The sequence below is a fragment of the Brevundimonas sp. genome, assembly GCF_029946145.1.
Classification (GTDB): Bacteria; Pseudomonadota; Alphaproteobacteria; order Caulobacterales; family Caulobacteraceae; genus Brevundimonas.
This window is the reverse complement of record NZ_JAQSDY010000027.1, coordinates 1-25,716: the sequence shown is the minus strand read 5'-3', so window position 1 is coordinate 25,716 and position 25,716 is coordinate 1. Positions and strand designations below refer to the sequence as shown.

General features: G+C 65.9%; 22 protein-coding genes and 1 pseudogene. 6 read left to right on the top strand and 17 right to left on the bottom strand.

Going from position 1 to position 25,716, the window contains the following annotated elements; genetic code table 11:
- Nucleotides 1-68: 68 nt before the first annotated feature.
- Both PSV23_RS12230 and murC read right to left on the bottom strand, forming a co-directional pair.
- The gene (locus PSV23_RS12230; RefSeq protein WP_300469332.1) at nt 69-1,682 is read right to left on the bottom strand and encodes a response regulator; all 1,614 of its coding nucleotides are present in this window, start codon (nt 1,680-1,682) and stop codon (nt 69-71) included.
- A 91-nt stretch (nt 1,683-1,773) separates the two neighbouring features.
- Nucleotides 1,774-3,198 carry a UDP-N-acetylmuramate--L-alanine ligase gene (gene murC / locus PSV23_RS12225; RefSeq protein ID WP_300469330.1) on the bottom strand — a complete coding sequence of 475 codons (1,425 nt, stop codon included), beginning with the start codon at nt 3,196-3,198 and terminating at the stop codon, nt 1,774-1,776.
- 67 nt (nt 3,199-3,265) lie between these two features.
- Here murC and PSV23_RS12220 point away from each other — a divergent pair, with 67 nt between their 5' ends.
- Nucleotides 3,266-4,087, top strand: coding sequence for an LD-carboxypeptidase (locus PSV23_RS12220; RefSeq protein WP_300469328.1), 822 nt, complete (start codon nt 3,266-3,268; stop codon nt 4,085-4,087).
- 232 nt (nt 4,088-4,319) lie between these two features.
- Nucleotides 4,320-5,267, top strand: coding sequence for an aspartyl protease family protein (locus PSV23_RS12215; protein ID WP_300469326.1), 948 nt, complete (start codon nt 4,320-4,322; stop codon nt 5,265-5,267).
- Nucleotides 5,268-5,413: 146 nt separating this feature from the next.
- Here the strand turns inward: PSV23_RS12215 and PSV23_RS12210 are convergent, their stop codons facing one another.
- From PSV23_RS12210 to PSV23_RS12180, 7 genes and pseudogenes are all read right to left on the bottom strand, one after another.
- Nucleotides 5,414-6,268 carry a neutral zinc metallopeptidase gene (locus PSV23_RS12210; RefSeq protein ID WP_300469324.1) on the bottom strand — a complete coding sequence of 285 codons (855 nt, stop codon included), beginning with the start codon at nt 6,266-6,268 and terminating at the stop codon, nt 5,414-5,416.
- A 71-nt stretch (nt 6,269-6,339) separates the two neighbouring features.
- On the bottom strand, nt 6,340-6,732 hold the full coding sequence (locus tag PSV23_RS12205) for a hypothetical protein (protein ID WP_300469322.1): 393 nt from the start codon (nt 6,730-6,732) through the stop codon (nt 6,340-6,342).
- Nucleotides 6,733-6,789: 57 nt separating this feature from the next.
- Entirely contained in the window at nt 6,790-7,452 is a 663-nt protein-coding gene (locus PSV23_RS12200; protein WP_300470449.1) for a methyltransferase, read from the bottom strand.
- 144 nt (nt 7,453-7,596) lie between these two features.
- Nucleotides 7,597-7,773 (bottom strand): annotated as a pseudogene (locus tag PSV23_RS12195) (DUF1801 domain-containing protein); the annotation flags it as partial.
- A gap of 133 nt (nt 7,774-7,906) precedes the next feature.
- On the bottom strand, nt 7,907-10,888 hold the full coding sequence (locus tag PSV23_RS12190; RefSeq protein WP_300469320.1) for a TonB-dependent receptor: 2,982 nt from the start codon (nt 10,886-10,888) through the stop codon (nt 7,907-7,909).
- 730 nt (nt 10,889-11,618) lie between these two features.
- The gene (locus tag PSV23_RS12185; protein ID WP_300469318.1) at nt 11,619-13,811 is read right to left on the bottom strand and encodes a GAF domain-containing hybrid sensor histidine kinase/response regulator; all 2,193 of its coding nucleotides are present in this window, start codon (nt 13,809-13,811) and stop codon (nt 11,619-11,621) included.
- A gap of 425 nt (nt 13,812-14,236) precedes the next feature.
- Complete coding sequence (locus PSV23_RS12180) at nt 14,237-15,190, bottom strand: fatty acid desaturase family protein (RefSeq protein ID WP_300469316.1); 954 nt, start codon at nt 15,188-15,190, stop codon at nt 14,237-14,239.
- Between the two features lie 134 nt (nt 15,191-15,324).
- Between PSV23_RS12180 and PSV23_RS12175 the strand changes: the two genes are divergently transcribed.
- From PSV23_RS12175 to PSV23_RS12165, 3 genes are read left to right on the top strand one after another with little or no spacing between them, the layout of a single operon-like run.
- Nucleotides 15,325-15,729, top strand: coding sequence for a hypothetical protein (locus PSV23_RS12175; RefSeq protein WP_300469314.1), 405 nt, complete (start codon nt 15,325-15,327; stop codon nt 15,727-15,729).
- Nucleotides 15,729-15,926: a helix-turn-helix transcriptional regulator gene (locus tag PSV23_RS12170; RefSeq protein ID WP_284220220.1), complete on the top strand. Its 198-nt coding sequence runs from the start codon at nt 15,729-15,731 to the stop codon at nt 15,924-15,926. Before PSV23_RS12175 ends, PSV23_RS12170 begins: the two co-directional genes overlap by 1 nt.
- A 32-nt stretch (nt 15,927-15,958) precedes the next feature.
- A complete protein-coding gene (locus PSV23_RS12165; protein WP_300469312.1) occupies nt 15,959-16,897 on the top strand; it encodes an alpha/beta hydrolase in 939 nt (312 codons plus the stop codon).
- Here the strand turns inward: PSV23_RS12165 and PSV23_RS12160 are convergent.
- Genes PSV23_RS12160 through PSV23_RS12150 form a run of 3 tightly spaced genes read right to left on the bottom strand, consistent with a single transcriptional unit; the run spans nt 16,879 to nt 19,624 of the window.
- A complete protein-coding gene (locus PSV23_RS12160; protein WP_300469310.1) occupies nt 16,879-17,754 on the bottom strand; it encodes a DUF3298 and DUF4163 domain-containing protein in 876 nt (291 codons plus the stop codon). The two genes, PSV23_RS12165 and PSV23_RS12160, sit on opposite strands and share 19 nt — an antisense overlap.
- A 23-nt stretch (nt 17,755-17,777) precedes the next feature.
- Nucleotides 17,778-18,605 carry an RsiV family protein gene (locus PSV23_RS12155; RefSeq protein WP_300469308.1) on the bottom strand — a complete coding sequence of 276 codons (828 nt, stop codon included), beginning with the start codon at nt 18,603-18,605 and terminating at the stop codon, nt 17,778-17,780.
- The gene (locus tag PSV23_RS12150) at nt 18,602-19,624 is read right to left on the bottom strand and encodes a UbiA family prenyltransferase (RefSeq protein ID WP_300469306.1); all 1,023 of its coding nucleotides are present in this window, start codon (nt 19,622-19,624) and stop codon (nt 18,602-18,604) included. Before PSV23_RS12150 ends, PSV23_RS12155 begins: the two co-directional genes overlap by 4 nt.
- 64 nt (nt 19,625-19,688) lie before the next feature.
- Between PSV23_RS12150 and PSV23_RS12145 the strand changes: the two genes are divergently transcribed.
- Entirely contained in the window at nt 19,689-20,087 is a 399-nt protein-coding gene (locus tag PSV23_RS12145; protein ID WP_300469303.1) for a hypothetical protein, read from the top strand.
- 157 nt (nt 20,088-20,244) lie between these two features.
- Here the strand turns inward: PSV23_RS12145 and PSV23_RS12140 are convergent, their stop codons facing one another.
- From PSV23_RS12140 to ligD, 5 genes are all read right to left on the bottom strand, one after another.
- Nucleotides 20,245-21,189, bottom strand: a complete 945-nt coding sequence (locus PSV23_RS12140) for a nucleotidyl transferase AbiEii/AbiGii toxin family protein (RefSeq protein WP_300469301.1) — start codon at nt 21,187-21,189, stop codon at nt 20,245-20,247.
- Between the two features lie 4 nt (nt 21,190-21,193).
- Nucleotides 21,194-21,772: a hypothetical protein gene (locus PSV23_RS12135; protein ID WP_300470446.1), complete on the bottom strand. Its 579-nt coding sequence runs from the start codon at nt 21,770-21,772 to the stop codon at nt 21,194-21,196.
- Between the two features lie 314 nt (nt 21,773-22,086).
- The gene (locus PSV23_RS12130) at nt 22,087-22,566 is read right to left on the bottom strand and encodes a hypothetical protein (protein ID WP_300469299.1); all 480 of its coding nucleotides are present in this window, start codon (nt 22,564-22,566) and stop codon (nt 22,087-22,089) included.
- Entirely contained in the window at nt 22,563-22,871 is a 309-nt protein-coding gene (locus PSV23_RS12125; RefSeq protein WP_300469297.1) for a hypothetical protein, read from the bottom strand. Before PSV23_RS12125 ends, PSV23_RS12130 begins: the two co-directional genes overlap by 4 nt.
- Nucleotides 22,872-22,954: 83 nt before the next feature.
- Nucleotides 22,955-25,564 (bottom strand): DNA ligase D, encoded by a 2,610-nt coding sequence (gene ligD / locus PSV23_RS12120; protein ID WP_300469295.1) that lies wholly within the window; start codon nt 25,562-25,564, stop codon nt 22,955-22,957.
- Between the last annotated feature and the right edge of the window lie 152 nt (nt 25,565-25,716).

Here is a 25,716-nt window from a genome sequence, read left to right as displayed (position 1 = left end):
AACGCGCCCGCATGGGCGGCGGAGACCTTCGCATCGGACCTGCCGCGGGGCAGGCAGCCTTGTCCGGTTCAAGCGGCTTCCGGCACCGGGACGCGGGCCGCGACCTCGCTGAAGACCAGACGGATCGCATTCAGCAGGGCGTCGGGCTGGATCGGCTTTTGCGACACCCCGTCCATGCCGGCGGCGATATATTCCATCTCGTCCCTGGGATCGGCGTTGGCGGTCAGCGCCAGAATCGGAATGCGGCTGACGGGAGCCTGCAAGGCCCGGATCGCCCGGGTCGCCTCAACCCCGTCCATCACGGGCATCTTGATGTCCATCAGCACCAGATCGAACGGCTTCGTCTGGACCCGCTGGACGGCCTCCAGACCGTTCTCGGCGCTGTCGAAGGTGCAGCCGAACAGCTCCAGAACCTTGCCGGCGACGAAACGGTTGGTCGCGTTGTCGTCGACCACCAGGACATGCAGGGTTTCGTGCGGCGTGGGTTCCGCCATCTTCACGGCCGCGGCCAGCACCTCGGGTCCCGCGCCCGGCAGCCGCAGGGAGAAGTGGAATCGGGCCCCGCCGTGCGGCGAGCGTTCGACGCCGATCGCGCCGTCCATCCGCTCGACGATCTGGCGGCAGATCGCCAGGCCGAGACCGGCTCCGGCTCCCTCCCGGCCCACGCGGCCGGTGTTGAAGGGCTGGAACACGGCGCCGGCGATGTCGTCGCCGATGCCCGGTCCGCTGTCGTCAACGACGCCGGTTATGGCCACTGCGCCGTCCCGCCAGCGACTGGCGAGACGCACGCTGACCTCGCCGGACGGGGTGAATTTCAGGGCATTGCCAATCAGGTTGTTGAGCAGTTGCTTCAACCGCATTTCGTCGCCCATGACCCAGTCGGGGCCGTCGGCCTCGTGGACGACGGTCAGGGCCAGGGCCTTTTCCTGGGCGCGAGGGCTCCAGAGCGCCAGCAGATCGGCGGCGACCGTATCCAGATGGACCGGCGCGGCCTCCAGCCCCATCTGCCCCGCCTCGGCGCGCGACATGTCCAGCGCGTCGGTCAGCAGCCGCAGCAGGTTCTGTCCGGAGTCCAGGATAGTGCGGACATAGGGCTTCATCGCCTTCTGGGTCAGTTCGCGTTCCATCAGGGCGGCGACGCCCAGAACGCCGTTCAGCGGGGTGCGAATCTCATGGCTCATCACGGCGAGAAATTCGGACTTGGCGCGGCTGGAGGCGCGGGCCTCGGCCTCGGCGCGGGCAAGGTCGCGGATCAGGGCGCCCATTTCCTCGGCGCGGCGGCGGTGAATGGCGCTGCCAGCCTGCAGCACGTGCACGCCGGCGCAGACGCCAGCATAGCACCCGCCCGAAGTGACGACGAAGCCATTCAACAGGGCGCCCAGATTGGCGGCGTCCATGCTCTGGAACAGGATGTCGGCGTCCGCGTCGGCGTCGAGGACGCGCGGCGCCGAGTCCATGAAGGTCGCCGCGGGGCGTTTGGCGTACAGGGCCCGGCCGAACTCGGCGGCCATGCGTAAGGTGAAGGTGTTGCGCTCGATCAGACCGACGGGGCGCCGGTCGGTGTCGACGACGGCGATGACCAGGGTATCGGGCTCACGCTGGAAACGGTCGAAAACGTCAGCGCCGGGCGTGTCCGGACCTATGGGGTCCGGGGCGCTCGCGAAGTCTCCGATCCGGGCCATACGCAACTCCTGCTTGGGGCCAGACGGATAGGGGACAGCTCTTAACGCGAGCTTTGCCGTACGTGAAAGTTTTGCGAGATTGTCTTGAAAATCAATCTGTAAGCGGACGGCCTATGCGGTCCAGCAGGGCGGCGGCGAAGGTCGACAGGGTGTCGTCGCGGGCCCCCATGACGATGATGCGGTCGCCGGGGCGAGCCAGTTCGACCAGCCGGTCGCCGCACGCCTCGCGGGTCGGCAGGGCCTCGGCGGTGCGGCCGGCGGCGCGGACGCCGGACGCGATGTCGTCGGAGCTCACGCTGCGGTCGGTCGTGCCGCCATGGTAGACGGGCTCGGGCATCAGCAGCACGTCCCCGGCGCGCAACAGGCCGGCGAATCCGTCGATGAACTCGTCCTTCATAAGCCGCAGCGGGCCGAAGCCATGCGGCTGGAACAGGATCAGCAGGCGGCCGTCGAAGGCGTGCAGGGTCTTCAGCGTGGCGGCGATCTTGTCGGGGTTATGGGCGAAGTCGTCGATGACGGTGACGCTGTTGGCCGTCCCGACCACCTCCATCCGCCGACGGATGCCGGCGAAGGTCTCCAGCGAGGCGACAGCTTCGGTCAGCGGCACGCCGATCGCGCGCACGGCGCCGATCGCCGCCAGGGCATTGGCGACATTGTGGGCGCCGGGGACGTTCAGAATGACCGGCAATGGCTCGCCGCCCAGTTCGGTCAGGTTGAAGCGCATCCCGGTCGGCAGGGGCTCCAGATCGTGGGCGTTGAGGGTGGCGGACTCCTCGCCCAGGGCGAAGGTGATGACCTTGTCGCCGGGCAGGGACTGGGCCAGCGCCTGGGTCTCGACGTTGTCGAGGTTGAGCACGGCCTTCGTGGCGCGGTCGGTGAAGCCGCCGAACAGGTCGCGCAGCTCCTCCATCGACTTGTGGTCCAGCGAGATGTTGGAGACCACGGCCACCGTCGGATCGTAGCGGGCGATGGAGCCGTCGGACTCGTCCACTTCGGACACGAACAGGCCAGTCTCTTCAGACCATGGGCCGCCGATCAGGGCGCTGGCGAAGGGATGATCGGCGTCGGCGAAATTCTTCATCACTGCCCCGTTCATGACCGTGGGCCGGCGGTCGGCGCCATGCAGGATCCAGGCGATCATGCCGGTGATGGTCGATTTGCCGCTGGTGCCGGCCACGCCGATGGAGGCGGGGGCGGCGTTGAACAGTTGGGACAAAAGTTCGGGCCGGGTGACGATGCTGGCGCCGACGCGTTTCGCCGCGCCGATGTCGGGCACCGTGTCCTCGATCGCGCCCGTGGCGACGACCGTCTGGCCGGAGCGGGTGACGCCCGAGCCATCCTGCGGGTGTAGCGTGACGCCGTGGGCTTCCAGCCAGGCGAATTTCTCGGGCGTCCGGCCCTGGTCGCGCGACCGGTCCGAGCCTTCGATCCGTCCTCCCCGCGCCTGAACGATCAGGGCCAGGGGCAGCATTCCGGACCCGCCGATGCCGCAGAAGAAATAGTCGTCTTGATTCATGAGGGCGAAACCGGGGAATGTCCGGCGGCCTGACTAGCACGGGCGACGCCTGAGGCCAGACACGTCCATGAAGATCGGCATCGTCAACGCCAGTTCGCGCTTCAACCGGGAGCGGGCCGAGGCCGTCGAGGCGTGGTTTGCGACCAACATTCCGGACGGTTCGGTCAAGGTCGTCTTCCACCCCGCCAGCTTCGGCAAACACGGCCATTTCGGGGGCGATGACGCGAGCCGGGCGGCGGCGTTCGTCGAATACGCCAACGATCCGCGGCTGGACGCGGTGTGGTTCGCCCGGGGCGGCTATGGCTCGTGCCGGATCGCCGAGGCGGTGCTGCCGCGGCTGGAGCCGGTCGCGCGCAAGAAGCGGTATCTGGGGTATTCGGACGCCGGCAGCATTCTGGCCCTGCTCTACAAGGCCGGGTTTCCGCATCTTGCACACGGGCCGATGGCTTCGGACGCGGTGCGCAACGACGCCACCGCCTGGCGGGCGATCAACTGGCTGAGGTCGGGCGATCCGGCGTCGTGGGAGCCTTCGCTGGCCGACGATCCGCGCCCGGCGGCGGCCTTCAATCTCAGCATACTGGACGCCCTCGTCGGCACCGCGCTGGAGCCCGACCTCACGGGGCATGTCCTGATGCTGGAGGATGTGTCGGAGCCGCTGTACCGGATCGACCGGATGATGTTCCACCTGACGGGCCAGGCCTCGATCCGTCGGGTCGCGGGCATCCGGCTGGGACGGGTCTCGGACATCACCCTTAACGAACCGGAGTTTGGCCTGACGCCCGAAGAGATCGTCCGCTACTGGTGCCAGCGGTCGGGGATTGCGTATCTGGGCGCGGCCGATATCGGTCATGACCGCGAAAACAAGGTGGTCCCCTTCGGCCACAGGTAGCCGGCCTTCGGTTCGCGCGGGTGGAGAACCGTATCGACACCGGTGACGCTGGAAGGCCAGATACCGTCAGCGAGCGGGTGAGTCCTTTGACCCCGCCTGCACCGCGCCCTTCGGGGGATGGGCGCGCGGTGGCGGTCCGGTCGGCGTCGGGGGGCGTCGGCCGGGCCGTCTCCCACCGCCGCGACAAAGGCTCCGCTGGCGTCCGGGCGGACCGCACGCCATCTTCCCTGGCATGAACCGCCGCTCTCTCCTGATCCGCACGGCCGGTCTGGCGTCCGTCCTCGGCGGCGCCTGGTGGGCTCGCGACCATCTGTTGTGGCCGAAGCCGGCGCTGGCCTTCGCGGCCGGCGGCGCGACGCCCTGGATGCCCTATGCGCGGCCCGGTCCGGCGCCGACCGTCGCGGTGCGGCTGGGCGGGCGGCAGTTCGTCGCCCTGGTGGACAGCGGGGCCCAGTATTCCGTCATCGACCGCGCCCTGTTCGCCGAACTTCCGGATGCAGGGCGGTCGCTGTTCGACATGCCGCTGGTCGCCTATGGCGTCGGCGGCGGGGCGCAGGTCGGGCGGGGCACGGCGCTGGACATCGAGCTGGCGGGTCTGACCGTCAGCGGCCTGAGGGCGGCGATCCTCGATCTGGGGCCCCTGGCCTCGCGACAGGGGCTGGGGACGCAGTTGATCCTGGGGCAGGACCTGCTGGGCGAGGCCGTGCTGGCGCTGGATCCGGCGCGGCGGCACAGCCGGCTCGTGGGCCGCGAGGCATTTGTCCGTCCCGCCGATCTGGCCGAGGCGGCGGTGCGCCGCGCCGGCCGCGCCCTGACGGCCGAAGTGACGGTCGAGGGGGCGCTGGTCGAGGCGGTGGTCGATACGGGCGCATCGGCCTTGCTGGGGCTGAACCGCGAGACCGCCACCCGGGTCGGCCTGCTGGACGGACGGCCCCGGACCAGCGGGGTACATCTGGTGCTGGGAGGTTCGGCGCGAACGGCGATTGTCGAGGCGCGCACCGTGACCTTCGCCGACCATTTGTACCGGCGCGTGCCGGTGGGAGTGTTCGACCAGCCGCCGCTACCGAACTTCCCAGGCGGATTGGTGGGGATGGAGGCGTTCGCCGGCCGTCGCGTGGCGATGGACCTTGGGGCCGGGACGCTGCACGTCTCGCGGCCCCTCGATCTGACGGTCGGCTAGAGCGACCGAACTTGCCTACGTCCGAAATTGACGCAGGCGCGTGCTTTGCTGTCCGAAACCCGTCGGGCCTGGTCTTTGACAATCTGAAGGCCGTGCGAAATCACTCCGGACGGAGTGGACGGAGTGGACGCTTGGCACTGTGTTTTTCAGCCCTGGAGCGACCCGAAGGTGTCGCAGGCGGCGGGATCGCCCGATTCATAGCCGCGCCGCAGCCATTCGACCCGCTGGGCCGAAGAGCCGTGGGTGAAGCCGTCCGGCTGGACCCGCCCACCCTGGCGGCGCTGCAGGGTGTCGTCGCCTATGGCCGAGGCGGTCTGCATGCCGGCTTCCAGATCGCCGGCGTCCAGCGCCACCTCGCCGTTCGAGACGGCGGCGGCGTTGGCGGCCCAGACCCCGGCGTAACAGTCGGCCTGAAGCTCGAGCGCGACTGAATAGCGGTTGGCTTCGGCCTGACCGGAGGCGCGCTGCTGGGCGTCCTGCACCTGCTGCGAGGCGCCAGTCAGGGTCTGGACGTGGTGGCCGTACTCATGGGCGATCACATAGGCGCGGGCGAAGTCGGCGCTGGAGGCGCCCAGCTGGGTTTCAAGCTGCTGCCAGAACGACAGGTCCAGATACACCTTGCGGTCGGTGGGACAGTAGAAGGGTCCCATCGCCGCCTGGCCGAAACCGCAGCCGGTCGAGGTGCCCTGTTCATAAAGCGTGACGGTCGGCGGCTGATAACCTTGCAGCCTGGTCTTCCAGACGTCGTCGATATTGGAGCCGATCACGTCGACGAAGGCGCCGGCCTGATCCGTCGGACTGCCCTCCTTGCCTTGTTCGGAAGCTCCCACGCCGCCGAACTGGCTGGCCAGCTGGGTCGTGGTGGACGGATCGATGCCGAATACGAAATAGCCGATGGCCGCCAGAACCAGCGCGCCGATCCCACCGCCGGCGATGGCGCCGCCGCCCATGCCCCGCCGATCCTCGATATTGCCGCCGCGCCGTCCACCCTGCCACCGCATGTCGTTCTCCCGTCCCTTGATACAAGCTAGGCCGGAACGCGGACGGAGGGGAAGGGATGCAGAGGTGAGACCTAGTCGGCCCCGGGGTCCAGCCAGGCGTCGATCTGGCCCACCCGGTTCGCCGTGGCGCGACGGCGTTCCTCGGCCGAGAGGCGCAGCCCCCGCTCCTCCTCCGGCGAACGCAGGGCGCGATACGGCGGCGGCGGGACGGGCTCGGGCTGGCGCGCGGCCTCGATGCGAAGGCGGTTGAGGCGGGTTTCTATCTCCTGCTGGCGGGCAAGGGCTTCGCGCTGGTCGGCCCGGGCGCGCAGGCGATCGATCTCATAACGATGCTGGTCGGCCTGATAGCGGTTCGGATCGAAGGCCTGGACGCCGGGACGCGGCTGCCAGGTCGGCGGGACCTGCGCCTGAACAGGCGCGGCCGCGAGCAGCAGGACGGCGGCGAGGACGCGGATGGCGGTCATGAGGAGAAGATGGCGCCGCACCGGCCTCCATCCAAGCGTGGCCGTGACAGAGCCTCGTCAACCAGCGCCGGACAGGGTCCAGACGCGGGTGTGCTTGACGGCGGAGTCCTCAAGCTCCCGGGTGGTCGGAACGGCGTATTCGGCCAGGAGGTCGAAGCCTTCCCTGGGGAAGTAGGTGCGCAGCGGATCTCCCACGAGGATGCGGGTCCCCCGGTCGGCGGCCAGGCGCAGCCAGTGGAGGACGCGGCCGGACATCGGCTGTTCGTAGAAGACGTCGCCGGCGCAGATCACCTCGATGTCCGGCGGCGGAGCGTCCAGCAGGTCGGCGGCGGTGAAGTCGATGATCACGCCATTGGCGAGGGCGTTGCGCGCGACCGCCGCGCCGCAGAAAGGGTCGATGTCGGCGCACAGGGCCGAGGCCGCGCCTGCCTTCATCGCCGCGATCCCGACCAGGCCGGAGCCCGCCGCGAAATCCAGCACCCGCTTGTCGGCGACCTCGGCCGGGTTGTCCAGCAGCCAGCGCGCCAGTCCCTGACCGCCCGCCCAGGCGAAAGCCCAGAACGGCGGCGGCAGGCCCAGCTCGCCGAGCTCCTCCTCGGTCAGCCGCCAGATCGGTGTGACTTCGTCCGCCAGCCACAGCGAGATCTCCGGCGCATGCGGGACTGGCTGCGGTCGCGTGTTGGCGGCGATGAAGGCGGCGGGGTCGGCGATTCGGGTCATCCGGCGCCTTGTCCAACGGGCGCGCGCCGATAGCCAGCCGTCCGTCCCTGGCCGTGCGGGCACAGAGCCAGGTTCAACTGGTCCGCGGGCGGTCGGACGAGCGGCGGCCCGCGTGGAGGTGTTCAGCGCCGCGGCGGCGCGAATGAGCGCCTTCAACGCCGTTTCATCGATCTCATCGCCCTCAGGGAAGTCGATGGCGCGTCGGGTATTGCCCTCGAGGCTGGAGTTGAAGAGACCGGCAGGATCCTCCAGCGACGCCCCCTTGGCGAAGGTCATCTTTACGGCGGTCTTGTAGGCTGAGATGGAAGGTCCATGAAACAAGCCGACGGAGCGGCACTACGGGGCTTCGTAGTTCGGGGCGAGCTCGCGGTCTCTGACTGCCTGATCTCGGTGCCAGCACAGAAAAATGCCGGCGCTTGCGCGCCGGCATTCAGTCCTGGTCGTCGATGCGACCTTAGAAGGAGTAGCGAACCCCCAGATAGAAGCGCCGCGGCGCCACCCAGCTGTTTGCTTCCTGGAAGACGTACTGGCCGCTGCCAGCGCGGTTGGCCACTTCGCCCGTCGCCGCCTGGTTGTTGAGCACGTTGAACGCGTCGAGGAAAAACTCGGTCTCGCCGATCGGCAGGTCGAGCACGTACTTCAGACGCATGTCGAAGGTGTAGTAGGCCGGGTTCTGCTCGGCCCCGACGAAGCCCGGCAGGATGTAGCTGTCGGTGACGCCGCCGAACTCGTAGCCCCCCGACATCGGAGGCAGGTAGCGGCTCTGGACCACGTCGGCCGGGGTGTAGAGCGAACCGCTGTTCCAGTTGAACACGCCCGACACTTCCAGACCGAAGTTGAATTCATAGGCCCCATAGGCCTTGAACTGGTGCGGGATGTTGCCGGCCTGCGGGCCCCAGACGTTCGGGGCGCGCGGGTCCAGCGCGATCCAGTCGCCCTGGAAGTCGGCGTTGCCGTCCGAGTTCGAGTTACCCTCGGCATCGTTGAACGTATAGGACACCTGACCGAACCAGTTGTCGGTCTTGAACTTGGTCAGGACGACCTCGAAGCCGGTGTACTCACGCTTGCCGCCGGCCAGGGTGCCGATGACGTAGTTGGTGCCGGGATCGCTGCTGTAACCGAAGTACGGCAGGCCGAGATAGAACAGCGAGCCCGGATAGGCCGCTCCGTTCACGCCGCAGGTCGCCTGCGTGCAGGTCGCGTCCGCATAGAGGCTGAGATCGTAGTCCTCCATGATGTCCTCGGTCACGCGGTGCGTGAGCGTGGCGGACAGGCCGATGCTCGAGCCGATGGTGGTCGAGCCGCCGATCATGAACTCGTCCGTGTATGGGGTCTTGGTGGACGGCGAAATGGCCGCGTCGCCCGGACCACGGGTACGGAAGGTGATCCACTGGCCGGCGGCGTAGATCTGCTCGTTGTTGACGGGACCGGTCTTGGCGCCGGCGAAGTCGGTCATGTCGTTTCGGATCGGGTCATAGTAGCGACCCGCGAAGCCGAAGACCTTGCTGCGGCCGTCGCCAAACACGTCGTAAACCACGCTCAGGCGGGGCGCGATGGCCCAGTCGAAGTCCGCGATCTGGCTGCCGTCCGAGGCGAAGTGGTCCCACTTTTCCGCGCGCAGACCGGCGTTCACTGTCAGCTGGTTCAGCGTCCAGGTGTCCTGCAGATACAGGGTTGTGCCTTCGCTGGACACCTCATATGGGGCGTCAGCGGCGCGCACCGTACGGTAAACATTGACGCCGCCGTAGGGGTTGCCGGCCGTGCTGTTGAACACGATGGCATCCGCTTCAGCAGCCGAGATGGCGCCGTTGTGGTTGGTGTCGTACGCCGCGAGGGCCGCCGCGTTGGCGCTCAGGGCCGGCAGCAGGAACTGCGCGTAGTCCGTCGAGGTGATCGAACGGGCCGTCCATCCCGCTCCACGATAGGTGCCCAGAGTGGTCCCGAGGTACTGATCGTCGAGCGAGTTGTAGGTCACGCCGCCCGGAACGGAATCCGTCTGGAAATAGATGTTCTCGGTGCGCTGGACGCCGCCCTTGATTGTGTGGGTGCCGAAGCTGGTGTCGAGGAAGTACTCGGCGTTCAGACCCCACTCCTCACGGTCCCGGTGTTCCTCGAAGTTGATACCCCGGCCGCCGAGCTGGCGCTGTTCCAGGCTCGCGTTCGCTGCAGTGCGATAGGTGACGTTGTCGCGGATCGAGCTGTTGAGGGCGACGTCGGTCAGCTCGGACTCGTGCTTGAAGTAGTAGGCATCAAACAGCAGGTCGCCCCAGGTGCGGGTGTACTCAAGCTTGTAGTTGTCGCCGCCCTGCGTGCGGGAATAGTCGCGGCTATTGATGATCGTAGCCGAGTTCTGGCCGCTGATTTCAGTCGGATCGCTGAAGAAGGTCGCGGTCACGCGGTCGTTGTCGGTGACCTGCCAGGTCAGCTTGCTGAAGAGATAGTCCTGATCGTTCTCGACCGTCCGGAGGATGTCACCGGTGCCGACGTTCAGAACCTCGTCCTCACGGTTTTTCTTCTGATACGACCCGAAGAACCACAGGCGGTCGTGCAAGATCGGTCCGCCCAAGGTGACGGCGCTGTCGTAGGTCGAGAAACCACCCGAGGTGCTGTGCTCGTCCTCGGCTACCAGATCGTCGTTCTGGAGGTAGTAGTTGATCGAGCCGTGCCATTCGTTCGAGCCCGACTTGGTCACGACCCTCGAGACCAGACCCGAGCCGCCGGCGTATTCCGCGGGCACGCCGCCGACGATGACCTGCTGTTCCTGGATGATCTCGGAGTTGAAGTTGGCTCCAAAGGTACCGGTGACCGGGTCAGTCACGTCCACGCCGTCGAGGTAGTACAGGTTGTCGGTCGACGAGCCGATGGCTCCGCCGACATCCGAATAGTTCACGCCCGACCGCGAGGCCGCGTTGCCGCCGCTGGAGGGTTTCACGCCAGGAACAAGTTGCAGGTAGCTCTGGTAGTTGCGGCCGGTCGGCAGCGCTTCCACCGTTTGCAGGGTCAGGGTGGTGCCGACCGTCGCCGAGGTGACGTCGACTGCCGCGAGAGATGTGCCGGTGACGATGATGTCGCCCAGGTCGGTGGCGTCAGCGTCGGCATCGGCCCGCGCGCCGCTGACAAGGACATAACCTTGGCTCAGGTCCCGGCCGCTAACCACGGCGACGTTGGAAGCCCGAAATTCGTCATAGCCGGCGGCCACGACCTGGACAGTATAGTTCGTCGCCGGATCAAGACCGCTCAGGCGGGCGCGGCCATCTTCGCCCGTCACCGCCGTCTTCGAGACCAGACTGTCCGGCGAACTAACTGTGATCGTGGCGCCGCTCAGAGGCTGGCCGTCTTGTCCGGCGACGCTGATACGCAGCGAACCGGATTGCGATTGAGCCATGGCGTTCGTCGGCACGACGAGTGCGACGACCGGAACGGCGGTCAGGGCCATCAGCGCTGCGCCGCCGATCATGGTCGACCGCAGCAGCCGCTGTCGAATGGTGTGGGTCTTCAAAAGGTGGTCCTCCCGGGTGCCGGCCCGCCGCCCCCCACGAGCGGTCAATAGGTCTGGCAAAATCCGCGCGGCAGCGAGCCCCGCATAGGTGCGCAACCATAAAGGGCGTTTAATGGTTCGCTCAGGGTAATTCGTGCCTGTAATATTATAAAAACCGGACGTCACAATATGGACACGGTTCCAGCAACCTACTGATTAAACACATATTTCTAGAATTAATTGTGACGAGGTCGTCCGAAACCGCCATTTCCCCGTCACGATGAATATGCCATGTCGATATTTCACCGATCGTTGAACGCCGTTCTTTAATTTTCTCTGAGCTCTATTCTGCGGGCGAGCAGGTCTGGAAGATCGCTGTTCTTTTAATGAAGCGGACGCGCCGGGTGTAGATCGGCGTCCAAAACGGGACCCTCGCCAGTTTGACCAAATATCTGATCTAAAAGACTCTTCTGGCAGTAGCTCTCATGACATCGGCACCGCTCTGGACCCACCGCCGGATAACTTTCTTCATTCACGTCAGTCGGTTACCGGCATAGCGATGGGGGTCCATTTTGGACGCCGATCCACAATTCTGTACGTTGCCCGCGTTCGCCGGCCCGCTCCTAGCTCAAGGCAACGGTTCGGAGCGCCCGATTTGCAGTTCCTTCGATCATATCTGGGCCGACCTCTAGGCGTGAAGCGCGTTCTGCTGATCGGGGACAGCTCTTTCCATGGCCTCATTCATTGCAGCAAACAGGGTCTCGGCGGTGATCGGCTTGGCGAGGTGAACGTCAGCGCCCGCGCTCCTGCTGGCCTCGATATGTTCCCGCATCGCATTCGCTGTCATCATGACGATCGGAACGTCCCGGCAGGTTGATGAAGACGCTCGGATCCTCTGCACGGCGGTGAGGCCGTCCATGACCGGCATCTGCATGTCCATCAGGATAATATCGAAGTGCGAAGCGAACGCGGCGTCTACGGCCTCTTGTCCATCGACCACACTCACGACCTTGGCCATTCCGGACAACATCAACTCGGCCACCTTGCGGTTCGTGGGGTGATCATCGGCGATGAGCACCCGCAAGGGGCGATCCGGGGTTTCGACGGCCGCGGCAATCGCGCTCGTGTCTCTCGGGGCATCCACGGATTCCAGGGGAAGCTCGAACCAGAAGGTCGACCCCCGTCCCGGTTGGCTCTCGCAGTCCAGAGTGCCATCCATGAGTTCCACCAGATCGCGACAGATGGAAAGGCCAATGCCGGTTCCACCGAATTTACGCGTAATCGTCTCATCTGCCTGTTGGAATCTGTCGAACAGCCGGCCCTTGGCTTCCGGCGCAAAGCCCATCCCCGTGTCCGACACAGAGAAGCGGATCAGCCCGCTTGAGGTTCGTTCAACCGAGAGGACGATCTTGCCCGCCGCGGTGAACTTGGCGGCGTTGCTGAGGAAATTACCCAAAACCTGCCGGATTCGCAGTGGGTCTCCGCTATAAAATCCACCAATGCCCTCTTCGACAATGAGTTCATAGGTTACGCCTGCATTGATGTTCTGCAGTTTGAATTTTTCGTGATTGAATTCAGCCAATTCCCGCAAGTCGAATGTTTCGTTGTTTATTTTGAGTTCGCCGGCTTCGATCTTGGCCGTATCCAACAAATCCGCCAGCAAAGCCGTCAGCGTTTCGCCGGATGAGCGAATGATATCCAGCAGTTCAAGCTGGTCGCGCCGATCGCATTTTCGGGTCAGGATGTCCGAGGCCGCCACAATTCCATTCAGGGGCGTACGGAGTTCGTGGCTCATGTTCGCCAGGAATGCCGATTTCGCACGCCCCGAGGCCTCGGCGGCGTCCAAGGCGGTCCGAAGTGCAACATTTAGCAGGTGCTGCTCAGTTACGTCCTCACCGACAGTGACAATATAGGTGGGCTCACCCTCCTCAAAGGTCGCGGCCTTCCTGGTCGTCCAGTACCTCTCGCCCAGGTCCTTGGTTGTGACCAGCGCGCCCTGCTCGACCTTCACCTGTTTGGTGAGAATGACCTCCTGATCCTCGTCCCAGGATCGATTCGCCTCTTCGGCGGGAAATAGTTCATGAACTGTCTTCCCCACGGCCTCAGCCGACGACAGGCCCGTGGCTACTTCAGCCGCTCGATTGATGTGGACAAACTTGCCGGTGATGGCCTCCTTCACGACTACCATGGCCGGCAGCATTTCCATGATCTTCCCATAGAATGCTTCTCTTTTCGCGACCGAACGTCGTTCGTCATCAGCGTGCTCCTCCACCTCGTTCAGGCGCGAAGATGCTTGGGACAGTCGAAACTCAATTTCGTCCGTGTACGTCCTAGCTTCGTGCTTTTCGATGACGTTTGACGCCGTGACGGCGAGGTTTTGAATCGATCGAATCTGCTCGCCCGTCGGCAAGCGGGCTTCAGGGTGATAGAACGCGATTACCCCCAGGACCTGCCCAGCGAGGCCTCGGATGGGTTGCGACCAACACGCACGCAGACCCAACTCTACCGCGCTGGATTTGAACTTGGCCCACAGCGGGTCAGACTGAATATCCTCAACAACGACCAAGCAGTTGCCGAAGGCCGCCGTGCCGCACGGGTTGGCGTCGGGACCGATAGCGGACCCGCCGATCATCTGATTGTAGACGTCCGGCAGGTTTGGAGCCGCGCCCGGACGTAGATGCTGCCTTGCTTCATCTAGGAGCACGATACTCACAATGGTTCCGAGGTGGATCTGCTCGGCAAGCCTCACGATGGCTTCGAGTGATCCCGACAAAGACAAGTCCAGACTATGGACTTCCAGCGAAAGCGTCTCCGGGGAGAGGGGTGAGCCGGCGGTTGGCTTTTCCGTACCGCCACCCCGATGGCTTAACTCAGGATCCAAAACAATTCTCCGACCACTGTTCTTTGAGGTGATGCAAGCACGGTGTTTTCCTTTTTTCGGTTAACGCAGCACTCGAAACTCCCCGGGGAGTGGATGGTCGGGGCCGGATGTAATTCGAGTCCGTTGTTGAAGCTGGCCTGGACGGCCTCATGCGGACTCCGGCCACCCTGCGGTAGCATGTACCCATCGATGACAGAGGCGACGCCGATGATCGGGCCGGCGGGCCGGTTCAGCGCCGAGCAGCAGGAAAAGCAGGAGCGGCTCCACGCCAATGGGTCTGCTCCGAAGTCAGTGGAGGCGTCTAACCTGTCCCTTGGACGCCTCCTTTGAGGGTTGTTCAACGCCCTCACTTTGGCACGGCGATGCCGTCGGGGGGCGTCCACCCCATCACCCATAGCTGACATTCAGCCCGGCCGCTTTCCGCCTCAGACCGAATTCCGTCCGGTGGCCTTGCTAAGCACCGACAGATAGCCGGGCGCGACTTCCATCCGGTCTAACATGCCCTTTTCTCTGAGCTTTTCGTGCAGAGCAGGTAGTTTGTAGCTGTTGACCCACATGAACAGGTGGTGCTCGGCGTGGAAATTCACCCAGTAGGGGGCGACGAAGGCGCGTTCCCACCATGCAGCGCGGGTCGTGCGGGCGGCGCGAAAAGGGTCGGTCGTGGAACCTTCGACGCAGGCGTGCTCGGCGATGTTTCTCAGACGGGTCGCCATGGGGAACCAGGTCGCCATGGGCAGCAGCCACAACGCGAAGAAGGCCCACCAGACACCGGCGGCGATCGCCGCTGTCAGCAGGGCGGCGTTGACGAGCAGAAAGGGCGCGACGGAGCGGCCGGTGACGATGGCCTCATTGGCGTGATCGTCCGTCGCCGCCCCGGAAACGCGACCCCGCAGGGCGGTCAGGGGCAGAAGCACCCGCTGTTTGAAGAAGGTCTGGCCAGACAGGTCGCGCACGATCTTGCGGCGCAGCGACGCGCGGCTGACGGGGAAGGGGGCGGACAGGACAAGGTCCGGGTCCTCGGGCTGCTGGGCGTATTTGTGGTGTGCGAGATGATAGGGCCGGTAGGCGTTCAGCGTGGCCCCGACTGGCACGGCGCAGAACCAGTGGCCGAGGAAATCGTTCAGGCGCCGGTCCGGCGACAGGCTGCCGTGGGCCGCCTCGTGCATCAGAATGGCCAGGCCCAGCTGGCGCGTGCCGATGACGGCGACGCTGAGCGGGATCAGGACCGGCCACAGGACGCCCAAAGCGACAGCGGCGGCGATAACGGCCCAGCAGTGCAACACCAGCAGCGGGCCGAGCCAGCGCGAGCGCGACTGGAAGGGCGCCCAGTCCTCGGGCGTGAACAGGTCGGACGGTCGGGCACGGGGCGCGGCTGGCATGACAGCACTGTAGCGCTCCGCGGGCCCGAGGCGAATAGCGCCAATTGAAGTTCGTCAGGCAGTCATGACTTTAAGTCAGGTTGACATTACAAAACCGCTCTGTAAGGTTCACCTTACAAACACGGGAGAGACTCATGCTCATCATCGGCAGGCCCACCACATCGGCGCAGCGAAAATACGTCATCCGTACGGTCGCCTTCATGGGCGGTTACGCGGCCATCATGATGGGGCTGATCTTCGGCGCCTTCGACGACATCCAGGGCAAGCCCGCCGCCTGGTTGCTGGCGGCGGCGGTGACGGCCCCCGTCGCCGGCCAGATCTGGACCACCCTGGCGGTGATGCGGGACTCGGATGAGTTCGTCCGGGCGGTGATGGCCAAGCAGTTCATCCTCGCCGCAGGGGTGGCCATGGCCCTGTTCACCGGCTGGGGCTTCGCCGAGAGCTTCGCCGACGCGCCGCACGCCGAGGGCTGGCTGATCTATCCGCTGTTCTGGGGCGCCCTCGGCCTGATCGCGCCCTTCGTGAAGTCCTCGAACTGATGAAGAACCGGCTCAAACTCCTGCGCGTCGAGCGCGGCTGGACCCAGGAGCAACTGGGGCAGGCGCTGGGCGTGTCGCGGCAGGCCGTCAACGCCCTCGAGACCGAGAAGCACGACCCGTCGCTGGACCTGGCCTATCGCATCGCCGTGCTGTTCGCGCGGCCGGTGGAAGAGATTTTCGACAACCCCCACGCCTGACAAAGTCAGCCGAACCTTACAGGAAGATCGCCATGATGTTCATGTCCCGCCACGGCGGCGGCCGCCTGCTGCGCGCCTTCGCCATTGCCTCCGCCGTCGCGCTGGGGGCCGGAGCGGTCGCCTTCTCCGTGCGGGCGGAGCCAGCCCCCGTCGCCGCCCAGGTCAGCTTCGTGTCCGACCGGTTGTCGGTCGAGGTGATCGGGTCAGGCCCCGACGTCATCCTGATCCCCGGCCTGCTGTCGTCCCGCGAGGTGTGGCGGCCGCTGGCGGACCAGCTGGCCGCGACGCACCGGGTGCATCTGGTTCAACTGGCCGGGTTCGCCGGCGAGCCCTGGAGCCATGGCGACGGTCCCTTCGTCGCCCCCGCGGTCGAGGAACTGGGCCGCTATATCGCCGAGGCCGGGCTGCACCATCCGGCGGTGATCGGCCACTCGATGGGGGCGCTGGTCGGGCTGAAGCTGGCGCAGGACCGGCCGGGATCGGTCGGACGGTTGCTGAGTGTCGACAGCCTGCCGTTCTTCAGCGTGCTGTACGGGCCGACGACGACGGTGGACAGCGTGCGGCCGGTGGCCGAGCAGGCCGCTGCGGCCATGGCGGCCATGGACGACGCCGCCTTCGCCGCGGGACAGGCGCAGATCGCCTCGGCCTCGACCCGCTCGCCCGAGGTGCAGGCGGCGATCGTCGCCTGGTCGGTCGCCTCGGACCGTCGCGGAACGGCGGCCGCGTTCCGTGATGTGATGCTGACCGACGCCCGGCCCGGCTTGGCGGGCATGGGCATCCCCGTGACCGCCGTCTATGCGGCGGATCCGAACGGCGGGACGCCTCCGGCGATGGCCGACGCCCTGTGGACGCGGGAGTATGCGGCGCTGCCGGGCGTCCGGCTGATCAGGATCGACGACAGCCGGCATTTCATCATGGCCGACCAGCCGGAGCGGCTGGCCGGGATCGTCGATCAATTCCTGGCGGACTGAGCCATGGGAAGGGCCGCGGGGGTGACATCCCCGGCCTTGACCAGCCGCCCGCCGAATTCGCTGGCATAGGCGACGGCCAGCAGGGACCGGAAGGTCGCGGCCGGAATGGCGATCTCATAGGCGCCCTCGACATAGGGGCCGACCTGATAGGGACCGATCAGGAAGGTCAGGCCCGCCGCCTTGCCGGCCGTGTCGCCCGCCGTCAGGACGAAGGGGGTGTCGGCGGCGCGGGGGCAGGAGAAGTCCTTGCCGCCCAGGGTGACGCTGGCGCCGTCGGGCACGCGGGCGCGTTTGGCTGTGTTGATCGCCGAGCACAGGGCCTGGTCCAGGACGGTCAGGTCCGCGCCCTTGCCGAACAGGTCGGCGACCCCGACCCGGCGCTTCAGCGCCTTGTCCCACAGCAGGCCGTCGGTGAGGGTGTTGGGGTGGGCGCCGCCGGAATAGTCGAAATCGACGCGCTTCAGGCTGAGCAGCTTGCCGGTTTCGGCGGCGACGGTGATGGTGATGGTCTTTTCGTATTTGGGCCGGTCGGTATCGGCTCCGGCCTCGGTCAGCTCGCCCTGGGCGCCCTCGGTGAACTGGCGCAGGCGGCGGACCTCCTCGGCGTAGAGGCGGGCGTGCAGGTCGGTCTGCGGCTTGATACCGACGGGCAGGGTCAGGCGGACGTCGGCCCAGGGCGTCTTGCTTTCAAACTCCATCGGCGCGGCGGCGTCGGCCGGGGTTATGATCGCGGCGGTTCCCGGAGGGGCGGGCTCCGGGGCGGCCGGCTCCCGGTCGCGGTTGCAGGCGGACAGGGCCGTGGCGAGGGCGACAGTCAGCATCAGCAGCCGAAGGGGAGGCGTGGTGATCGAGGTCATGCGGGTCTCCTGATGCGTCGCGGTCATCGTGCTGGTTCGGTGCGAAGCCGGTCAAGGAATTCCGGCGCCGGCGCGCCCCCGAACTGATCGGCCCATTCAGGCGAGAGCAGGGCGGAGAAGGCGGCCGCGGGCACGACGGCGGTGTAGACCCCCTCGGCATAGGGCCCGACGATGTAGGGTCCGATCAGGAAGACCAGGCCGCCGGCCTTGCCCGCCGTGTCGCCGGGGGCGAGGGAGAACGGCGTCTCGAGCGCAGCGGGGCAGGCCCAGAGGTCCGGTTGCGCCGGTTCGTCGCGGTAGGGCGACGGGTCCCAGGCCTGGTCGCCGCCGCGCGCGGCCTTGGCGGCGTTGATCGCGTCGCACAGGGCGTGGTCGAGCTTTTTCTGGTCGACGTCGGCGCGGAACAGTTCGGCGGGCTTGATCTCGCGCTCGTCCTGCCGGTCCCAGACGATAGAGTGGAAGCCCGGGTTGCCATGAGCGCCGCCGGTGTACGACCAGAACAGTCCGTCCGAGCTGACCAGGCGGGCGGTCTCGACCGGGGCTTGCCAGGCGAGGCTGAGGTCCATGTTGTACTGGAGCTCGCCGCCTTCCTCGGTGCGCGCTTCACGGACCGCCGCCTCGAACTCGCGGATCTCGACCATACCGTCGTTGAAAAGGCGGGCCCTCAGCTCGGGGTAAGCGCGCAGGGCCGGGTCGAGCGTGAGCTCGGTGGTCATGCGGCCGTCTTCGAGCTTGTAGGCGATGGGCTGGGGATCGGCGGGCGCGGAGGTCTGGGGCGAGGAGGCGCAGGCGGTGGCCAGCAGCCAGGCGGCGGCCATCAGGATGCGCGGAACGGCGGATCGGGCGTTCACAGGGTCAGGGCTCCGAGGCCGATGGCGGCCAGCAGGATCAGGCCGGCGTCGCGGTTGGACTTGAACAGGCGCAGGGCGAGGGCGGGGTCGTCGGTGCGGACCCGGCGGGCCTGTGAGACGAGATGCAGGGCGTAGCCGGCCAATCCGACCCAGAACAGCGGTCCGATGTGGGCCAGCCAGCCGGCGGCGGCGGCGCAGATGACGGCGAGGCTGTAGAAGATCGCGACGCCGCGCGGGACGTTGGACCCGAGGCGGCGGGCCGAGGACTTCACCCCGACCATGGCGTCGTCCTCGATGTCCTGCAGGGCGTAGATGGTGTCATAGCCCAAGGTCCAGAACACGCCGCCGAGATAGAGCAGAACGGCGGCCCAGGTCAGGTGACCAGGCATGCCCGCGTGGGCGTGGAACACCGCGACGCCCGTCCGCCAGAAAGCGGGCATGCCGGCCCACGGGAAGGCGCTGGTGAAGGCGGCGAAGCCCATCAGGGCGCCCCAGTTGAAGGTCAGGCCCAGCCACGCCTGGGGCCACCATGTGATGCGCTTCATGAAGGGATAGGCGGCCACCAGGGCCAGCGACCCGATCCCGAGCATCACGGTGGTCCAGTTCATCGCCAGCAGGATCTGCAGGCTGATGAAACCGCAGACGACGACGAAGATTCCGGCGTGGCTGACGCTGATCTGGCCGGAGGCGACGGGCCGGGATGCGGTCCGGGCCACCCGCCGGTCGATCTTGCGGTCGACGATGTCGTTGAAGGCGCAGCCGGCGGCGCGCATCAGGCAGGCACCGAGGGCGAAGAGCACGGCCAGGGTGATGGCGTGCCTCAGCATGAAGCTGTCTTCCGCCGCGCCTCCAGCGCCCGACGCCCAGCCCAGGGCGATTCCCTGCCATCCCGGAAGCAGCAGAAGCCAGATGCCGACGGGGCGGTCGAAGCGGCCGAGCTTGAGCCACGGCTTGAGGGGTTCCGGTGCGTGGCGGTCCACCCAGTTCGAACCGGCGTCGGGAAGCGGGGCGGAGGTCATCGATGGGAGATAGCCTGTCAGAGAATGGGGGAGAAGGGCGGACGATCCGGAACGCGCTCGTATGATGGCGAGCCAGGCCTGTCGTCTTCTCCGTCTGTGGAACCGCATTCCAGGCTCCGATGACGAGGGAGGTATCGACCAGGTCCTGCTGGAAGATTGGATCAAGGAAGCCCGTGCGAAAGCGCGCGAAATCGGACGTGGCGCGATCGCCGACATCCAGATTGGGCAAATGCTCGCGACCTCTCCGAAGGGCTCGGATGGGATCTGGCCCGCCGAGCCGGTCCGGGCGGTCATCGAACTGTTCCGAAGTGAAGAACTGGAAAGCGGCTTCCGTACCGGAAAATACAATCTGCGAGGCGTCCCAACGCGCCTCCGGGAGAAGGAGGGCGTCTCGAGCAGCAGGATGCGGAGCAGTACCGCCGATGGGCCGAGGCAACGGCGTTTGACGCGCCTCGGACCTTAAGAATGCTCCACCAGATGGCGGAGACCTATGTGCACGAGGCCCGCACTATGGATGAATGGGTTGAGCACCGAAACCGGGAACCCTGAGAGACCAGTTGCCGGATCGCCTCTGACGCACGGGCCCATTTCGAGTCCGGGACCCGGGTAAGTGCTCCCTGTTAAAGGCGCTCCAGGTTGGGGGCGAGCCGGTCGAGGATTTTCTCAAGCGAAGGCTGGTCTCGATAGTAGAGGGCGCGCGTCCGAGCATAGGCGTCGGTGTAGGACTTTCGGACGGCCGGATCGCTGAGATGGAAGGCTTCGTTCTGGCAAAGGTCAGGCTCATCGGCACCGCGGAAGCGAGCCTTCTTATGAGCCACATAGGCGTCCGTCCCGATGAAGGTCTGCACGCTGGCATCGTCGAGCAGACAGTAGAGATCGTAGTAGTGACGCAGGAAATTGACCGGCATCGTCCCGGTCTCCTGCTGCTGCCGGAATTTGGTGGAGACGGTCTGCAGTTTCTCGACGAACGTGTAGCCGGGCTCGTAGCAGGGCACGTCTACCGCGCGATTGTCGACCAGATCCTCGATCCCTGATGAGGTCGCATGCTCATAAGCCCATGAAGAAATCAGGCAGGGCCGATTGGGTGTGACCTGGTCAAAGCCGGCTTCGAGGAGAATGCCGGCCTTGAGGCCGGCGGGAAGCGGATTGAGCTCCGGATAGATCAGCCGAATGCCGGCCCCGCGCATCCGTCCGGTGGGATCGTCGAATGCCGTGTCCCGAACCGCATGGGTGAACCCCGGGATCGCCAGGCGCGCGGGCAAGCCGTCGAAGAAGACCCTGCGCTCATTGATATGGTCGCGCTTGTCATGGTTCCGACCTGTCGGCAGATCCCCTTCCGGATGAATGAGGATGTCGATGTCTTCCGAGAAGCGGTGGATGAGCTGGAAGCCCTTGGACAGTGAGGTTCCGCCCTTGAGCTCGAAGCGGATACCCAGCTGCTGCAGGCCCCACAGGCCGTGCATGATCCAGTAGTCCATCTCCACCAGACCCGGGTCGATGCCCAACTCTGCAGCGACGACGGCGATCAGATCGCGGAAATCCTCGACGTCATGGAGAAGGGGCATGGCCTCAAGCTGCCTCGAGCGCCCGGCTCACCAGACGTTCTGCGCGCACCGAACCGAAATCCCTCGCCGCCTTGGCGAGACGTGAGGGATTCATCTCGCGGGCCCGACAGAGCGCGCGCGGCAGAACCTCGGCCTTGTCCTCAGGTAGCCGGTCCAGGTTCTGGAGAAGGTCCACGAGGAGAACCTCCTGCGTCAGCTTGGCCGGCACGGAAGGTTTTTTGCGGAAGTCGTAGAAACGCCCGCCCAGCTCGAAACGGCCATGGCGTTTGAGGTTATAGACCACGGGCTCGTTGTAGAGCTGGGTCGTGCCGACGCCGAGGCCGTTGTAAGCGCTGGGCGAGACCATCAGGAAGCGGTCGTCCTTGAGGAAGGTCGCAACCAGCTTCTCCGCGCTGGCAGGCGCCATGCCGTACCGGGTCTTGCGAGGAGCCATATAGACCCCGCCGGAAACCTTCTTGAGCCGGCCTTCGTCCACGAGCAGCCGAACGTGGCGATCGACCGCCGTTGACCACTTCTTCAGGTCCTGGCGCCGGTAGACCTGTCCAGGCCGCAACCGCTTTTTCAGTTCGTTCAATGCGGACATCGTCAAACCTTTCGACGCCTACGTAGGTCGTTGCGATAATTGTTGCAATGATTTTGGTTTAAAATTCATGCAAACTTCGTTGCAAAATTCAACCAGAACGCCGGGTACGTTGTGATGGTCGTTGGATCAAAGATGCACTTCAAATTGCGCCCTTGTTTGAACCAAAGCCAGCTCCAGTAGGGAGAATACGCTCTCAGTCGTTTCGAGATGCGGTCGATCCGACGCCATTCAGATCGCGGAGTTCGAGTTTAAACCGGATGAGGAGGTACTTGCCGAAAACCGGCTGATTGGAGCCGGATGCGAAAACTGGTGCGCTAGAAGCTGGCGTCACCCGTGTTCGGGTCGCCCTGTATCGGCCACGCAGGGTCCGGAGCCAGGACGTGCTCGATCGACGGCAATCCCTGGTTCGCGACCGCTGCGTAGAAGGCGTCGGTGGGTCCGGGGTGGCGGATGAAACGGTGCGAAGAGGCCTGATCCGCCGTGAGCGTAACGTCCCTCAACTGGCCTGACGCGTCCTCTACCATCGAGTGGGAATGGAAGCGCAGCCGGTTCGGCAAGGTTTCGTAGGGCACGGGGATCCATCCCGGAACGATCCGATAGTCGGGATGCGAGTCTATCCAGCGGACTGCGTTCGCGTGGCAGCGGTTCGGTTTCCTTCCAGCATCATCCCGTTCATCATCATGATGATCGTGATCGTCATCGTCCTCGACCAAGGTGATTTTTTCGCCGGGCATGCTTGCATGCAGCGTGGCCGCCAAATGCTTCAGGTCCATGTCGGGGACGAGCTCGCTCATGCTGGGGCTGGCGCAGCGCGGCGAGCCTTGTGATAGGCGTCGAGCCAACGTTTCAGCCGGCCGGTATTGTTTTCCGCGGCAATCCGGCGCCCGTCCGGAAGGATCGCGCAGGCGCATTCGGTCGTCAGTAGTTCGAGCGTCTTGCCGTTCAGGGCCACGAGGCGCGTGCTGATCAAGGACGCGACGAATTCTTCCACGGCCATGCCTTCTCCCTGGATGAAGACGACAAACTCCGGCTCGTCGATGTCAACGTCCTCGATGCACAAGCGATTGATCAGGACGAACTGGACGGCGTCGAGTTCCACTGGCGCCCATGGGACGGTTAGCGGCCCGGAGGATAGCTGGGCCTTGGTCAGTTTGGTCTCGTAGTAGGTCCAGTCCACATCACCTAAAGCACCTTCCTCAGCACCGGTCTCAGATTGACCGCCCCATCCCGGAAGTCCTTCCAAGGGTCGGGCTTTTTCAGCAGGGCGGCGGCGTCGTGGAGGGTGTAGGCGCGGGGGTCGAGGCCGGTCTTCACCTGGGTCCATGACAAGGGGAAGGCGAGGCCGGCGCCGGGGCGGGCGCGGGGGGACCAGGGGGCGACGGCGGTGGCCATGCGGCCGTTGCGCAGATAGTCGAGGAAGATCTTTCCGCCCCGCGCCTTCCTGGCGAGGGTGGTGGTGAAATGGTCGGGGTCGGCGACGCGGACGCGCTCGGATATGGCCTTGGCGAAGGCCTTGCATTGATCCCATTCGATACGGCTTTTCGCGTCGGCCTTGATCGGTACGACGACGTGCAGGCCCTTGCCGCCGGTGGTCTTGACGAAGGGGTTGAGGCCCAGGGATTCCAGCTCCTTCCTGACCGTCTTCGCGGCGGCGATCACGTCGGCGAAATTCAGGCCCTCGTCGGGGTCGAGGTCGAAGGTGATCTGGTCGGGCGTCTCGGGGTCGTTGGGCTTGCAGCCCCAGGGGTGAAGCTCCAGCCCGCCCGACTGGCCGATGGCGACGAGGCCGCCGACGTCGACGACGCCGACATAGGGTTTGCGCTCCTTCACATCGATCAGCTTCAGCCGCGGGTTCGAACCCGGCATGGCGTGGCGCTGGAAGAATTTCTCGCCGGTGATGCCCTCGGGCGCGCGGATGATCGAGACGGGACGGTCGGCGACGTGGGGCAGGATGCGTTCAGCCGCCATCTCATAATACTGGACCAGATCAGCCTTGGTCAGGGCCGGCTTGCCGTCGGCGGCGGGCCACAGGATGCGGTCGGGGTTGGAGATGGTGACGCCGGCTACGACCAGCTTCTGCTTGCCGCGCGGTTCGCCGGGAATGGCCAGCTGCGGCGGAGCCGAGACCTTGCCGGCTTCCTTCGAGGGCCTGGACGGAGCCTGCGGGTCCTCGGTGACCTCGAGCGCCGTCTTGTCCTCGCGCAGCCCCTTGTAGGCGGCCTGACGCAGGGAGCCGGTGTCGGTGTAGCCGCCGTGCTCGATCTCGGCGACGAGGGTGGGCGTGACCCAGTGGATGGTCTGGCCGGCGGATGACGGGCGGCGCGGGGCGCCCTTGCCGACGAAGGGACTGTGCTCGGACTCGGCCTTCTTCAGGGCCGGGAGCAGGGTCTTCAGCAGGGGCTGCGCATAGCCCGTGCCGACGCGGCCCAAGTGGCGCAGGCCCTTGCCCTGTTTCCCGTCGACGTCCTGGACGCCGACGATGAGGGAGCGGAAGCGGTCGCCTTCGGAGGTCCAGCCGCCGATGACGACCTCGTCGCGGCCGCGGCATTTGGACTTGAGCCAGGTGGTCGAACGGCCCGCGTGATAGGGGGCGTCCAGCGATTTTGAGATGACGCCCTCCAGGTCCATGCGGCAGGCGCTCTCCAGCACGGCCTGGCCGGTGGTGGCGAAATGGTCGACGTAACGGATGCGCTTGCGGGCCGCCGGAGGGATGCGGTCGATGTACGCCTGAAGCCGCGCCTTGCGATGCGACAGGGGCAGGCCGCGCAGGTCCTCGTCGCCGTCGAACAGCAGGTCGAAGGCGAAATAGATCAGCTCGCCGGTGTCGCCGTTCGAGATGGCGGCCTGCAGGGCCGAGAAGTCGGGCATGTGGTCTCCGGCCAGGGCGCACAGCTCGCCGTCGACGACGCCGTCGGGCCAACGGGCGGCGTCGTCGGCGTGGGCCGGGAATTTGGCCGACCAGTCGAGACCCTTGCGGGTGCGCAGGGTCGCCTTCCCGCCGCCGACGCCGATCTGGACGCGGTAGCCGTCGAACTTGATCTCATGAGCCCAGCCGGCGCCGCGCGGCGGATAGTCGGTGATCTTGCACAGCTGGATGGGGACGAAGGCGGGCGGTTTGGTCGATGTGCGGGTCTCGGCCTTGGTCGGTTTTGGTTTGGGCGGGGCCTTGCGGGTGGTCGGCTTCGAAGACTTCCACTCGTTCGAGCCCTCGGCGATCTGGGCCAGGGTGCGGCCCGAGACGATGGAGGCGTCGATCTCCATATTGGCGTCGCCCTCGCCCTCGACGGTGAATTCGTCGCGCTCCTTTATGAGCAGCCAGTTGTTGCGTTTCGACGGCTTGCCGCGGTCGGAGCGGAGGCGGATCAGGGCCCATTTTCCCTTCAGCCGCTCGCCGTGCAGGATCATCTTGATCTGACCCTTCCTGAAGGCGGCGTCGAGGTCGGGCTCCTGCGGCTCCCAGGTTCCGCGGTCCCACATCTGCACCGTGCCGGCGCCGTAGTTGCCGGCGGGGATGGTCCCCTCGAACGTACCGTAGTCGAGCGGGTGGTCCTCGACCTCGACGGCGAGGCGTTTGACGAGGGTGTCGCGGGACGGGGCCTTGGTCACGGCCCAGGACTTGAGCACGCCGTCGATCTCGATGCGGAAATCGTAGTGCAGGCGCGTCGCCGCGTGGCGCTGGATCAGATAGGTCAGGCCGGTCGATTTCGCCTTGCCCTTGCGGCCCCTGGGCTCCGGCGTCTCCGCGAAGCTCCGTTTGGCCTGATAGGTTTCGAGTTCGCCCTTGGCTGCCATGGGGGGTGAACGCGGGTCGGCGGGGAGCGTTGCGGGGGGAAGGAGTGGCTAGTGGCTAGTGACGAGTGATTGGCGACCATGGCGACCGTCAGCATTCTTCCACTAGCCACTAGCCACTAGCCACTAGCCACTAGCCACTAGCCACTAGCCAC

Coding starts and splice junctions, on each gene's coding strand:
- PSV23_RS12230 (WP_300469332.1), bottom strand. CDS start 1,682: ATGGCCCGGATCGGAGACTTCGCGAGCGCCCCGGACCCCATAGGTCCG.
- murC (WP_300469330.1), bottom strand. CDS start 3,198: ATGAATCAAGACGACTATTTCTTCTGCGGCATCGGCGGGTCCGGAATG.
- PSV23_RS12220 (WP_300469328.1), top strand. CDS start 3,266: ATGAAGATCGGCATCGTCAACGCCAGTTCGCGCTTCAACCGGGAGCGG.
- PSV23_RS12215 (WP_300469326.1), top strand. CDS start 4,320: ATGAACCGCCGCTCTCTCCTGATCCGCACGGCCGGTCTGGCGTCCGTC.
- PSV23_RS12210 (WP_300469324.1), bottom strand. CDS start 6,268: ATGCGGTGGCAGGGTGGACGGCGCGGCGGCAATATCGAGGATCGGCGG.
- PSV23_RS12205 (WP_300469322.1), bottom strand. CDS start 6,732: ATGACCGCCATCCGCGTCCTCGCCGCCGTCCTGCTGCTCGCGGCCGCG.
- PSV23_RS12200 (WP_300470449.1), bottom strand. CDS start 7,452: ATGACCCGAATCGCCGACCCCGCCGCCTTCATCGCCGCCAACACGCGA.
- PSV23_RS12190 (WP_300469320.1), bottom strand. CDS start 10,888: ATGGCCCTGACCGCCGTTCCGGTCGTCGCACTCGTCGTGCCGACGAAC.
- PSV23_RS12180 (WP_300469316.1), bottom strand. CDS start 15,190: ATGCCAGCCGCGCCCCGTGCCCGACCGTCCGACCTGTTCACGCCCGAG.
- PSV23_RS12175 (WP_300469314.1), top strand. CDS start 15,325: ATGCTCATCATCGGCAGGCCCACCACATCGGCGCAGCGAAAATACGTC.
- PSV23_RS12170 (WP_284220220.1), top strand. CDS start 15,729: ATGAAGAACCGGCTCAAACTCCTGCGCGTCGAGCGCGGCTGGACCCAG.
- PSV23_RS12165 (WP_300469312.1), top strand. CDS start 15,959: ATGATGTTCATGTCCCGCCACGGCGGCGGCCGCCTGCTGCGCGCCTTC.
- PSV23_RS12160 (WP_300469310.1), bottom strand. CDS start 17,754: ATGACCTCGATCACCACGCCTCCCCTTCGGCTGCTGATGCTGACTGTC.
- PSV23_RS12150 (WP_300469306.1), bottom strand. CDS start 19,624: ATGACCTCCGCCCCGCTTCCCGACGCCGGTTCGAACTGGGTGGACCGC.
- PSV23_RS12145 (WP_300469303.1), top strand. CDS start 19,689: ATGGCGAGCCAGGCCTGTCGTCTTCTCCGTCTGTGGAACCGCATTCCA.
- PSV23_RS12140 (WP_300469301.1), bottom strand. CDS start 21,189: ATGCCCCTTCTCCATGACGTCGAGGATTTCCGCGATCTGATCGCCGTC.
- PSV23_RS12135 (WP_300470446.1), bottom strand. CDS start 21,772: ATGTCCGCATTGAACGAACTGAAAAAGCGGTTGCGGCCTGGACAGGTC.
- PSV23_RS12130 (WP_300469299.1), bottom strand. CDS start 22,566: ATGAGCGAGCTCGTCCCCGACATGGACCTGAAGCATTTGGCGGCCACG.
- ligD (WP_300469295.1), bottom strand. CDS start 25,564: ATGGCAGCCAAGGGCGAACTCGAAACCTATCAGGCCAAACGGAGCTTC.